The following is an 11,436-nucleotide window of genomic DNA, read 5'->3' on the forward strand; positions in this document are numbered from 1 at the left end:
CACCGATGCGTATCACCCAGGGCACCTTCTCTTTCCTGCCCGATCTCACCGACGACGAGATCACCGCACAGATCCGCTGGGCGCTCGACCACGACTGGCCGTGCGCCATCGAGTTCACCGACGACCCGCACCCCCGCAACACCTACTGGGACATGTGGGGCATGCCGATGTTCGACCTGGCCGATCCGGCCGGGGTGCTGGCCGAGATCGACGCCTGCCGGACGGCGCATCCGGAGCACTACGTCCGGGTCAACGCCTACGACGCGTCGCTGGGCCGGCAGACCGTGGCGCTGTCGTTCCTGGTGCAGCGCCCGACGGTCGAGCCCGGGTTCCGGCTGGACCGGGCCGAGGGCGCGGACCGGCGGATCGGGTACACCCTGCACCCGTACGCCACCGAACGTCCGGCGGGTTCGCGCTACGGCGCTGCGGGCAACGGCCGTGCACCGCGCTGAGCGCAACGGCGCTCCCGGACCGGCCCGGATCGCCTTCGGATCGTCCGGTCCGGCGACCCCGGACGATGCCGGGCCCGACCGGCCGGACGCGCCCGAGCTGGGTCCCGGCGACACCGTCGATCTCGCGGCGGTGCGCCGGGACGCCGGCGTCGACGACGTCCTCGACGCGCTGGACCGCGATCTCGTCGGGCTCGCCCCGGTGAAGCAGCGCCTGCGGGAGCTGGCGGCGTTGCTGGTCGTCGACCGGGTGCGGGCCCGCTTCGGCCTGGCCACCGGGGCCCCGACGCTGCACATGTGCTTCACCGGCAATCCCGGCACCGGCAAGACGACGGTGGCGCGGCGGATGGCCGGTCTGTTGCACGGCCTCGGGTACCTGCGCACCGGGCACCTGGTCAGCGCCACCCGCGACGATCTGGTGGGCGAGTACGTCGGGCACACCGCTCCGAAGACGAAGGAGACGGTGCGCCGGGCGCTCGGCGGCGTGCTGTTCATCGACGAGGCCTACTACCTGCACCGACCCGGCAACGAGCGGGACTACGGCGGGGAGGCCATCGAGATCCTGCTGCAGGCGATGGAGGACCACCGGGCGGACGTGGCGGTGGTGCTGGCCGGTTACGCCGACCGGATGGACACCTTCTTCGCCGCCAACCCGGGGATGCAGTCACGGATCGCCCATCACGTCGACTTCCCGGACTTCTCGGTGGACGAGCTGGCCGCGATCGGCGGTCACATAGTCGACGAGCTCGGCCTCGTGCTGTCCGACGAGGCGACGGGCGCGCTGCACGAGTACCTGGAGCTGCGGGTCGAGCAGCCGTGGTTCGCCGGTGCGCGCAGCGTCCGCAACGCATTGGACCGGGCCAGGATGCGGCAGGCGCGACGCCTGACGACCGCGGAACGGCCGCTGGTCACCCGCGACGATCTCCGCACCCTGACCGCCGCCGACCTGCGCGCCAGCCGCGTCTTCGACGGCGGGCTCCCCCGCTGAGCCGGCGACCGCAGCGGCTCCACCCGATCCGGTGCACCGGCCTGTGCGGCGGTCGTACCGCCTCGGCCGGTCGGAGGTGCCCACCGGCGACCGGCTCTACGCTCTGCCGGTGACCACCACGGCCCGGATGCGCGCGTTCGTCGCGCTGGCCGAGCACGGCTCGGTCCGCGGGGCCGCGGCGAGCCTGGTCGTCACCGAGTCGACGGTGTCGGCAGCGGTGCGGGCGCTGGCCGAGGACGTCGGTGTGCCGCTGGTCGAGCGGGACGGCCGCGGCGTCCGGCTGACCGCGGCCGGGTACCGCTACGCCGGGTACGCGCGGCGGGTGCTGGGCCTGCTGGAGGAGGGTGCGGCCGCGGCCCGCGGCGAGGCCGATCCGGAGCACGGGCGGGTTCGGCTGGCGGCTGTCACGACCGCGGGCGAGCACCTGCTGCCCGGGCTGCTCGCCGGGTTCCGCGGCCGGTACCCGGGGGTCGCGCTGGAGGTGGACGTGGCGCCCAGCGACCGGATCTGGCCGATGCTCGCCCATCACGAGGTGGACGTCGTCGTCGCCGGGCGGCCGCCGTCGGCGGCAGCCGATCCGGGCGCGTCCGGTCCGCCCGCGGTGCGCGCGATGCGAGACAACCTGCTGGTCGTCGTGGGCGCGCCCGGTATCGGCCACGATCCGGCGTCGGCGACCTGGCTGCTCCGCGAGGCCGGCTCCGGGATCCGTTCGACCCTGTCCACGCTGCTCGACACGCTGGGGGTGGACCCGCCACGGCTGGTGCTCGGCTCGCACGGTGCGACCGTCGCCGCCGCCCGGGCCGGGCTCGGCGTGACCCTGGTGTCCCGGGAGGCGGTGCGCCGGCTGCTCGCCGACGGGGAGCTGGTCGAGCTGGACGTGCCGGGGACCCCGCTCGACCGGCCATGGCACGTCGTCACCCACCCGGACGCGACCGCGAGCACCGGGCTGCTGCTGCGGCACGTCCTCGGAACCCCGCCGTGGCGGGCGCCGTGACCGGCAACGCGGGAGCGCGCATTCCGCGGAACGCGCGCTCCCGGTCACAGGGCTCAGGGTGCGTTCCGCGGAACGCACAGGGTCTGACCGGCGCGCCGCGACATAGGGCGGCACGGCCAGCGCAGTGCGGCACAACCCAGCCCAGCACGGCCCGGCACCTCGCGGCCCGGCCCGGCACGGCCCGGCACGGCCCGGCACGGCCCGGCACGGCCCAGCACGGCCCGGCACGGCCCAGCACGGCCCAGCACGGCCCAGCCCAGCACGGCCCAGCCCAGCCCAGCACGGCCCAGCACGGCCCAGCCCAGCGCGGCCCAGCCCAGCCCAGCGCGGCCCAGCCCAGCCCAGCGCGGCCCGGCGCGGCGCGGCGCGGCCCGGCGCGGCGCGGCGCAGTGCGGCGCGGCCGGAGGACCCCTCGATTCCAGAGATCCGCTCACCAGGTGAGCGATTCCGGGTGGACCGCACTCCCCTCCTCGGTCGCGGTGCCCGAGTGGTGCCAGGAGGGGTGGGTGTATTTCTCCGGAACCGCTCACCCCGTGAGCGGATCGACGACGTAGCCACCCGTCCCCCGGCACCGAGCGGCTCAGAACCCAGGGAACGACTCCCAGCCCGGGAAACTCGCTCACGGGGTGAGCGATTTCCGCCCGGAATGCCCCCGGCCGAACCGCCCGCGCCGACTCTGGTCCACCGGTGGCGCGGGGCGGCGGGCCGGTGATCCCGGCTCAGGCAGGCACCGGATCGGGGGCGGTGTTGCGCCGCACCTCCACGAGCAGCGCAGCCTGCGCGGCGGGCACCGCGGCCGGATCACCACCCCACGCCCGCAGCGCCGGGCTCACCAGCGCCCGGCCGAACGAGAACGTCACCGGCCAGAGCGCGGGCAGCTCCCGGATCGCGGCGAGGTTCGCCGCGGCGGTGACCGGCTCCCAGCCGCCGGAAAGGAACGCGACCCCGGCGAGATCGTCGGAGACGGTCGCGCGGAGCACGTCGTGGGTGGCCCGTGCGACGGCCGCGGGCTCCGCCTCCTCGGCTTCGGAACCAGCGGTGACCATGTTCGGTTTGAGCACGGTCGCGCCGGGATCGACACCCGCGTCCGCGAGCGCCGCGGTGACCGCCGCCAGCACCCGGGCGGTGACGGCAGCGGTGCGCTCCAGCGGATGACTGCCCGCGGCCAGCACCTCCGGTTCGACGATCGGCACCAGCCCGGCCTGCAGGCAGTCGGCGGCGTAGCGGGCCAGCGCGTGCGCGTTCGCCCGGATCGCCCAGGCGGACGGCAGATCGCCGGCGATCCGGAACACCGCCCGCCACTTGGCGAACCGGGCGCCGAGCGCGGCGAACTCCGCGGCCCGCTCCGGCAGCCCGTCCAGCCCGGTGGTGACCGTCTCGCCGGGCGCACCGGCCAGCGGCGCGGTACCGGTGTCGACCTTGATCCCGGGCAGCATGCCGAGCTCGGCGATCCCGGTGGGGAAGGTGCGGCCGTCGGCGAACCGCTGGCGCAGGGTCTCCTCGCAGAGGATCACCCCGTTCACGCCCTCGGCCAGCCGGTCAGCGGTGACCAGCAGCTCCCGGTAGTCGCGCCGGTGCCGCACGGACGGAGGCACCCCGGCGTGGTCGAGTCGCTGCGACATCGTCGCGATGCTCTCGTCGGCGGCCAGTACCCCGCGACCGCCGGCGACCAGCCGGCGTGCGGTGGCCCGCAGACCCTCCGGCGGTGGCGCTCCCGCTCGATCCGTCATCCGTGCACCTCCGTGAGTGGTCTCCGGCGATCCCGCCGGAGACCACCCGACGCTAGGTACGCGAGGTCTCCCGGCCCTCCCCCGCCGGGTGGATGCGGCGGGGGAACCGGGCAGCGGGACCGGGCAGCGGGACCGGGCGACAGAACCGGGCGGGGACCCGCGCAGCAGAACCGGGGCTCAGGACAGCAGCACCGGCAGCTCCCCGACCCGGCTCATCCCGGGCCGCGGCAGCCAGGCGAGCTCCTGCGCGGGCACCGCGAGCCGCATGCCCGGGAACCGGTCGAACAGCATCCGGAGGCCGATGTCGCCCTCCTGCCGGGCGAGCGCTGCGCCCAGGCAGTAGTGCACGCCCTGGCCGAACCCGAGATGGCCCTCACCACGGCCGGTGTCCCGCCGGACGTCGATGTCGTCCGGCCGGTCGAAGGCCCGCGGATCGTGGTTCGCCGGCAGCAGACCGGCGATCACCGGGGTCCCGGCGGGGATCGCGACGCCGCCCAGTTCGACGTCGGTGACCGGATAGCGGATCTGGGTGAACTGCACCGGCCCGCGGGCCCGCATCAGCTCGTTCACCGCGGCCGGCCAGCGGTCGGGCTCGGCGCGCAGCAGCGCGAGCTGGTCGGGACGGGTCAGCAGGGCCAGCGCCCCGTTCGAGAGCAGGTGCGCGGTGGTCTCGTGCCCGGCCATCACCAGCGCGAAGACCATCGTGACCATCTCCTGGTCGGAGAGCCGGTCGCCGTCGTCCTCCTGGGCCGCGATCAGCGCGCTGATCAGGTCGTCGGCGGGTTCGGCGCGACGCGCCGCGATCAACTCGTGCACGTGCTCGACGGCGGCCCGCAGCACTCCGGGAGTGTGCTCGGGATCCAGCGTGGTCAGCACCCTGCCCCAGCCGTGCCACTGCGCGCGCTCCGGTTCGGGCACCCCGACCAGCTCGCAGATCACCGCGATCGGAAGTGGATAGCCGAACGACTCGACCAGGTCGACCGGGCTGCCGTCGGCGCCTGCCGCAGCGATGTCGTCGAGCAGGCCGGCGGCGATCTGCTCGACCCGGGGTGCCAGCGACTGCACCCGCCGCACGGTGAAGGCACGCGACACCAGCTTGCGCAGCCGGGTGTGGTCGTCGCCGTCGGAGGTGAGGATCGTGCGGAGCAGGTAGCCGATCACGTCGTCGGGCACACCGGCCTTGCGCAGCATCGCTTCCCGGACGTTCACCCCGGCACCGGCCTGATCGGGATCGGTGCCGAAACGCGGATCGGTGAGCACCGTCCGCACCTCGTCGTAGCGGGTCACCAGCATCATCGGCGGGCCGCCCATCAGCGACACCGTCACCGCGGGAGCCTGCTCCCGCAGCCGGGCGTATCCGGTGTACGGATCCGCTGCGAAGTCGGGTGCCAGCAGGTCGGGCGCTCCGGTCGGTGCGGTCATCTCGTGCTCCCCTCGGTGGTGGTCCGGAGGCCCGGGATCACCGGGTCCGGCGGCGCCATTCGGTGTCGATGTGGTCGATCAGCGGCCGGTAGAGCCCGGCCGCCTCCGCCGCGACGGGCGCGGCGGCCGTTGCCTCGCGCTCCGGGGCGAGACCGGGGGCGGCGAGCAGCCGGCGTACCGCGTACTCGATCAGCTCGCCGCTGCCCTCCTCGGCGGCCGGGCTCCTGACCTGCGGCACGCCGTCGATCAGGAAGAAGCCGAAGAGCACCGATCGCCAGGCGTGCAGCTGCTTCTCGGCCGGCAGGTCCTCGACGAGCAGTCCGGCGTCGCGCAGCAGCTCGAAGTGCCGCCGGCCCACGTCCTCGCGCAGCGCCGCGAGCTCGCCGAGCGCACCCACCGCCTCGTGCGCGAGCCGCCCGAGCACCTCGACATCGCCCAGGTAGAGCGCGCGGGTCACGTCGTCGCCGCGCATCCGCTGGTAGAGCAATCGCGACATCCGCCACGGCAGCGCGTTCTCCGGCTCGGCGGCGATCCGGTCGGCGAGATCGGCGAACACTCGCCGCTGGGACCGCAGCAGCACGGTCAGGAACAACGCGTCCTTGGTGCGGACGTGCAGGTAGACGGTGCCCTTGCCGACCCCGGCCCGGCGGGCGACGTCCTCGATGGTCACCCGCCGGTAGCCCCAGCGCACGAGCAGTTCGGCGGCCGCGTCGAGCACCCGCTCCATCCGCTCGGTATCCCCCGGGACCTGCTCCGCCACCGACACGGCACCTCCACCTGATCCGTATGACCTGATGACCGAAATCGTGAATCCGGTCATACAGTCACGGTAGCTTCGCCGCGGCGCCCTGTCGAGATACGGTCGGGCCATGGCCGACTACGAGCACCTGCTGGTCAAGCAGGACAGCGACACGGTCCGGATCACGATGAACCGGCCGCAGCGCCGGAACTCGCTGACCGCCGATCACCTCCGGGAACTGCTGGACGCCTTCGAGAGCGCCGGCAACAGCGACGCGACCGGGATCGTGCTCGCCGGCGAGGGCAAGGCGTTCTCCTCCGGACACGACTTCGGTGATGTCGCGGACCGCGATCTGGCCGGGGTGCGCGACCTCCTCCGGCTGTGCACGACGGTGATGCGCACCGTGCAGGAGGTCCCGCAGGTCGTCGTCGCGCGGGTGCACGCGACGGCGTGGGCGGCGGGCTGCCAGCTCGTCGCGTCCTGCGATCTCGCGGTCGCCGCCGAGTCCGCGACGTTCGCGCTGCCCGGCGGCAAGGGCGGCTGGTTCTGCCACACCCCCGCAGTCCCGGTCGCCCGCAACATCGGCCGCAAGCGCCTGATGGAGCTGGCACTCACCGGGGACCCGATCGACGCTCCCACCGCCGCCGAGTGGGGCCTGATCAACTACGCGGTGCCGGACGCCGAGCTGGACGCCCGGGTGGATGAGCTGCTCGCCCGTGCCACCCGTGGCAGCCGACTGTCCAAGGCCGTCGGCAAGCAGACCCTCTACGCCCAGCTCGACCGCCCCGAGGCCGATGCCTACCGGATCGCGTCCGAGGTCATGGCGTCGATGTCGCAGTCCGGCGGAGCCCGGGAGGGGATGGCGTCGTTCCTGGAGAAGCGGCCGCCGGAGTGGTCGGACTGACCGCGCGTCGCGGCCGGGCGGCTCCGGCCGCACCGATCACCTAGGCTCGTCCGGACCATGAGCCACCCCATCCGACTGAGCCGGCGTCGCCTGCTGGGCACCGCCGCGGTGCTCGGTGGGGCCGCGATCGGGCTGGCCGGCTGCGGCCGCGAGTCGGCCGACGCACTGACCCGGCTGCGGGCCGGCGGCGATCTCGTCGTCGGCCTGTCCGGTGAGCGGCCGTTCGGCTTCACCGACGGGGTCGGACGGCCGACCGGGGAGGGCCCCGAGGTGGCCCGTGCGGTCGCCGCCGGGCTCGGCGGCGCCGGGCTGGTCGCTGTGCAGGTCCCGTTCGAACGGCTCGTCCCCGACCTGCTGGACCAGCGGTTCGACCTGATCTCGGTCGGCCTCACCATCACCCCGCTGCGCTGCCAGCAGGTCGCGTTCTCCCGGCCCGACTACGTCGCCCGGACCGCACTGCTCGTCCCGACCGGCAACCCGCTGGGCGTCGCGACGCTCGGTGGCGTCCGGCGCACCGGCGCGACACTCGGCGTGCTGCGCGGCTCGGCCGAGTTCGAGTACGCGCTCGCGGCCGGCATCGGATCGGATCGGATCGTCCAGTTCGACTCGCAGGGTGCGCTCGTCCGCGGGGTCGGGGGCCGGGAGGCCCAGGTCGGGGCGCTGACCCGGATCTCGCTGCTGGACGAGGTGCGGCGCAACGCCGGCATCGGACTCCAGGTCACCCCCGGGTTCGCGCCCGAGGTGAACGGCCGGCCGGTCGTCGGCGCGGGTGCGTTCGCGTTCCGGCCCGCCGACACCGAGCTCCGCGCGGAGTTCGACCGGGAGCTGACCGCGCTGCAGGAGTCCGGCCGCTGGCTGGAGCTGGTGCGCCCGTTCGGTTTCACCGAGGAGAACCTCCCGCCGCGCGATCTGACCGTCGACGACCTCTGCGCCCGCACACCCGAGTCGTGACCCGCCGGACGCCGCCGGGATGCGAGGATCCCGCACATGGCGCTGCGCATCGCCGGGATCCCGGTCCCCGGCCCGTCCGACCTGCTCTCCGGGGCGGCGGCCGTCGTCGACCGGACCGGTGAGCTCGCCGGCACGGTGGTCGCGCTCCCGGCTCGCGCCGGTGAGCTGATCGACGACATCGGGACGCTGGTCGGCCGGATCGGGACGATCGCGGGCCGGGCGGAGGCGCTGCTGGACCGGGTCGACGGTGTCGTCGACCGGGCCGAGGGGCTGCTCGTCCGGGTCGACACGGTCGCCGGTGACGCGACCGGTGTCATCGAGCGGATCCGCCCGGTGGCGGAGCGCGCGGAGCAGCTCGTCGAGCGCGTCTCCGGCGTCGCGGTGGACGCCGAGTCGCTGGTCTCCCGGGTGAACGGGGTCGCCGACGACGCGGGCGAGCTGGTCGGCCGGGTCACCACGGTGGCCGACGAGGCGGACGGACTGGTCCGCCGGGTCACCACCGTTGCCGAGCGGGCCGACGGCCTCGTCGAGCAGGTCACCACGGTGTCCGAGCAGGCCGGTGGGCTGGTCAGCCGGGTCACCACGGTCTCGGAGAAGGCCGAGGGCCTGGTCGAGCAGGTATCGGTGGTCGCCGGGAACGCCGAGGGACTGGTCGCCAGGGTGGACGCCGTCGCCGGCGAGGCGGACGGGATCGTCCGCACCACCACCACCGTCTGCGACCGGGCGGGCAACCTCATCTCCCAGGTCGAGCAGGTCACCACGGACGCGACCGGCGTCATCGGATCGGCCCGCCAGGTCGCCGACCGGGCGAACGAGGTGGTCACCGAGGCGAGCGGGGCGAGCCGGCAGGCCGGCGAGCTGCTCGACCTCTACGGCCCGCTGGCCCGGCAGGCGGCACCGCTGGCCACGAAGTTCCTCGACGAGCTCTCCGAGGACGAGATCCGCGCCGCGATCAAGCTCGTCGACCAGCTCCCGGTGTTCACCGAGCACATGGAGAACGACATCCTGCCGATTCTCGCGACGCTCGACCGCGTCGGGCCGGACGTGCACGAGCTGCTCGACGTGCTGAAGGAGGTGCGGCAGGCGATCGTCGGCATCCCCGGCTTCCGGCTGCTGAGCCGCCGGGGCAGCGAGAAGGCCGGGGACTGACCCGGCCGCTCAGCCGAGTCCCTGCGCCTTCCGGATCAGCGACACGATCTCGTCCATCATCTCGGTCATCCGGTAGTTCTTCGGCGTGAACACGGCGGCGATCCCGCCCTCGCGCAGCCGCTTCTCGTCGTCCGGCGGGATGATCCCGCCGACGACGACCGGAATCTCCCCGGCGCCCGCGTCGCGCAACCCGCGCACCACCGACGGGACGACCTCCAGGTGCGACCCGGACAGCACGGACAGCCCGACCGCGTGCACACCCTCCTGCACCGCGGCCGCCACGATCTGCGACGGGGTCAGCCGGATGCCCTGGTAGACGACCTCGAAGCCGACGTCGCGAGCGCGCACGGCGACCTGCTCGGCGCCGTTGGAGTGCCCGTCCAGGCCGGGCTTGCCGACCAGCATCCGCAGCCGCTGGCCCAGCTCGTCACCGGTCGCGCGGACCCGCTCGCGCACCTCGGCGATCTCGGTCGCGCTCTCGCCGGACGCGGTCGCGGCGGACACCCCGGTCGGGGCCCGGAACTCGCCGAACACCTCGCGCAGCGCGCCCGCCCACTCACCGGTCGTGACGCCGGCCTTGGCGCAGTCGATGGAGACCTGCATCAGGTTCTGCTCGGTCTTGGCGGCGTCGCGCAACGCGCGCAGGCTCTCCTCGACCACGCCGGCGTCGCGCGCCTCGCGCCAGGCACCGATCGCCTCGATCGCGCCCCGCTCGGTCTCCGGGTCCACCGTGAAGATCGCCTCGGCGCCCTCGGCCTGCAGCGGGCTGGGCTCGGTGGTCTCGAACTTGTTCACCCCGACGACCACGCGCTCGCCGGACTCCAGCCGCCGGCGCTCCGCGGCGAGCGAGCTGACCAGCTCACCCTTCATGTAGCCGCTCTCCACGGCGGCGACCGCACCGCCCATCTCCTGGACCCGGTCGATCTCGGCGCGGGCCCCCTCGACCAGCTCGGTCACCTTCGCCTCGACGACGTGGCTGCCGTCGAAGATGTCCTCGTACTCGAGCAGGTCGGTCTCATAGGCCAGCACCTGCTGCATCCGCAGGGCCCACTGCTGGTCCCAGGGCCGGGGCAGGCCGAGCGCCTCGTTCCAGGCGGGCAGCTGCACCGCGCGGGCGCGGGCGTCCTTGGAGAGGGTTACCGCGAGCATCTCCAGGACGATCCGCTGGACGTTGTTCTCCGGCTGGGCCTCGGTCAGCCCCAGCGAGTTGACCTGCACGCCGTAGCGCAGCCGGCGTTGCTTGGGGTTCTCGACGCCGTAGCGCTCCCGGGTGATCTCGTCCCAGAGGCGGGCGAAGGCCCGCATCTTGCACATCTCCTCGACGAAGCGCAGGCCCGCGTTGACGAAGAACGAGATCCGCGCGACGACGTCGCCGAACTTCTCCGGTGGCACCTGCCCGGAGTCGCGCACCGAGTCCAGCACCGCGATCGCGGTGCACAGGGCGTAGGACAGCTCCTGGGTGGGCGAGGCCCCGGCCTCCTGCAGGTGGTAGCTGCAGATGTTGATCGGGTTCCACTTGGGGATCTCGGTGACCGACCACGCGACCATGTCGGTGATCAGGCGCAGGCTCGGCGCCGGCGGGAACACGTAGGTGCCCCGGGACAGGTACTCCTTGACGATGTCGTTCTGCGTGGTGCCGGCGAGCTTCGCGCGGACCTCGGAGTAGTCCAGCCCGGACTCCTCGGCCTGCTCCTCGGCGACCGCGACGTAGAGCGCGAGCAACCACATGGCCGGCGCGTTGATCGTCATCGAGGTGTTGGCCTCGGCCATCGGGATGCCGTCGAACAGGGCCCGCATGTCGCCGATGTGGCTGACCGGCACGCCCACCTTGCCGACCTCGCCCTTGGCGAGCTCGTCGTCCGGGTCGTAGCCGGTCTGGGTGGGCAGGTCGAAGGCGACCGACAGGCCGGTCTGACCCTTGGCCAGGTTCCGCCGGTAGAGCTCGTTGGTCTTCGCAGCCGACGAGTGCCCGGCGTACGTGCGGATCACCCACGGGCGGTCGCGCTCACGATCGGTCGGGTAGGGCACCGGACACCTCCGCGTCGTCATCGGCACAGTCGGCACAGCCAGCCGGATACTACTGGTGAGTAGCAGTAGAACCGCGCCGAGT

The 11,436-nt window shown here is 73.7% G+C and carries 10 protein-coding genes; 6 read left to right on the forward strand and 4 right to left on the reverse strand.

The annotated features are described in order from the left end of the window. Positions 1–5 precede the first annotated feature (5 nt). The 3 genes from Pdca_RS26930 (at position 6) to Pdca_RS26940 (ending at position 2,431) form a co-directional block, all read left to right on the forward strand. Positions 6–452, forward strand: coding sequence for a ribulose bisphosphate carboxylase small subunit (locus Pdca_RS26930; protein ID WP_085910792.1), 447 nt, complete (start codon positions 6–8; stop codon positions 450–452). Beyond that, positions 439–1,437, forward strand: a complete 999-nt coding sequence (locus Pdca_RS26935; RefSeq protein ID WP_197719834.1) for an AAA family ATPase — start codon at positions 439–441, stop codon at positions 1,435–1,437. Before Pdca_RS26930 ends, Pdca_RS26935 begins: the two co-directional genes overlap by 14 nt. Positions 1,438–1,546: 109 nt before the next feature. Then, positions 1,547–2,431 (forward strand): LysR family transcriptional regulator, encoded by an 885-nt coding sequence (locus Pdca_RS26940; protein WP_085910979.1) that lies wholly within the window; start codon positions 1,547–1,549, stop codon positions 2,429–2,431. Between the two features lie 719 nt (positions 2,432–3,150). Here Pdca_RS26940 and Pdca_RS26945 read toward each other — a convergent pair. The 3 genes from Pdca_RS26945 to Pdca_RS26955 all read right to left on the reverse strand — a co-directional run bounded on the left by Pdca_RS26945 (position 3,151) and on the right by Pdca_RS26955 (position 6,343). Continuing rightward, the gene (locus tag Pdca_RS26945; RefSeq protein WP_085910791.1) at positions 3,151–4,161 is read right to left on the reverse strand and encodes a class I fructose-bisphosphate aldolase; all 1,011 of its coding nucleotides are present in this window, start codon (positions 4,159–4,161) and stop codon (positions 3,151–3,153) included. Positions 4,162–4,338: 177 nt separating this feature from the next. Further along, positions 4,339–5,583: a cytochrome P450 family protein gene (locus Pdca_RS26950; RefSeq protein WP_085910790.1), complete on the reverse strand. Its 1,245-nt coding sequence runs from the start codon at positions 5,581–5,583 to the stop codon at positions 4,339–4,341. Between the two features lie 37 nt (positions 5,584–5,620). After that, positions 5,621–6,343, reverse strand: coding sequence for a TetR/AcrR family transcriptional regulator (locus tag Pdca_RS26955; RefSeq protein WP_158092035.1), 723 nt, complete (start codon positions 6,341–6,343; stop codon positions 5,621–5,623). Positions 6,344–6,452: 109 nt separating this feature from the next. Here Pdca_RS26955 and Pdca_RS26960 point away from each other — a divergent pair, with 109 nt between their 5' ends. The 3 genes from Pdca_RS26960 to Pdca_RS26970 are packed head-to-tail and all read left to right on the forward strand — an operon-like array spanning position 6,453 to position 9,326. Beyond that, complete coding sequence (locus Pdca_RS26960; RefSeq protein ID WP_085910788.1) at positions 6,453–7,226, forward strand: enoyl-CoA hydratase-related protein; 774 nt, start codon at positions 6,453–6,455, stop codon at positions 7,224–7,226. A gap of 57 nt (positions 7,227–7,283) precedes the next feature. After that, a complete protein-coding gene (locus Pdca_RS26965; RefSeq protein ID WP_085910787.1) occupies positions 7,284–8,177 on the forward strand; it encodes a transporter substrate-binding domain-containing protein in 894 nt (297 codons plus the stop codon). A gap of 36 nt (positions 8,178–8,213) precedes the next feature. Continuing rightward, a complete protein-coding gene (locus tag Pdca_RS26970) occupies positions 8,214–9,326 on the forward strand; it encodes a methyl-accepting chemotaxis domain-containing protein (RefSeq protein ID WP_085910786.1) in 1,113 nt (370 codons plus the stop codon). A gap of 9 nt (positions 9,327–9,335) precedes the next feature. Here the strand turns inward: Pdca_RS26970 and Pdca_RS26975 are convergent, their stop codons facing one another. Next, positions 9,336–11,354 carry a protein meaA gene (locus tag Pdca_RS26975; protein WP_085910785.1) on the reverse strand — a complete coding sequence of 673 codons (2,019 nt, stop codon included), beginning with the start codon at positions 11,352–11,354 and terminating at the stop codon, positions 9,336–9,338. Positions 11,355–11,436: the final 82 nt, after the last annotated feature.

The sequence above is a fragment of the Pseudonocardia autotrophica genome, from assembly GCF_003945385.1.
In the GTDB taxonomy this organism is placed as follows: Bacteria; Actinomycetota; Actinomycetes; order Mycobacteriales; family Pseudonocardiaceae; genus Pseudonocardia; species Pseudonocardia autotrophica.

What these genes read in the sequence shown, in the direction of transcription:
- Pdca_RS26930 (WP_085910792.1), top strand. Translation starts at nt 6, where the DNA reads ATGCGTATCACCCAGGGCACCTTCTCTTTCCTGCCCGATCTCACCGAC.
- Pdca_RS26945 (WP_085910791.1), bottom strand. Translation starts at nt 4,161, where the DNA reads ATGACGGATCGAGCGGGAGCGCCACCGCCGGAGGGTCTGCGGGCCACC.
- Pdca_RS26970 (WP_085910786.1), top strand. Translation starts at nt 8,214, where the DNA reads ATGGCGCTGCGCATCGCCGGGATCCCGGTCCCCGGCCCGTCCGACCTG.
- Pdca_RS26950 (WP_085910790.1), bottom strand. Translation starts at nt 5,583, where the DNA reads ATGACCGCACCGACCGGAGCGCCCGACCTGCTGGCACCCGACTTCGCA.
- Pdca_RS26960 (WP_085910788.1), top strand. Translation starts at nt 6,453, where the DNA reads ATGGCCGACTACGAGCACCTGCTGGTCAAGCAGGACAGCGACACGGTC.
- Pdca_RS26965 (WP_085910787.1), top strand. Translation starts at nt 7,284, where the DNA reads ATGAGCCACCCCATCCGACTGAGCCGGCGTCGCCTGCTGGGCACCGCC.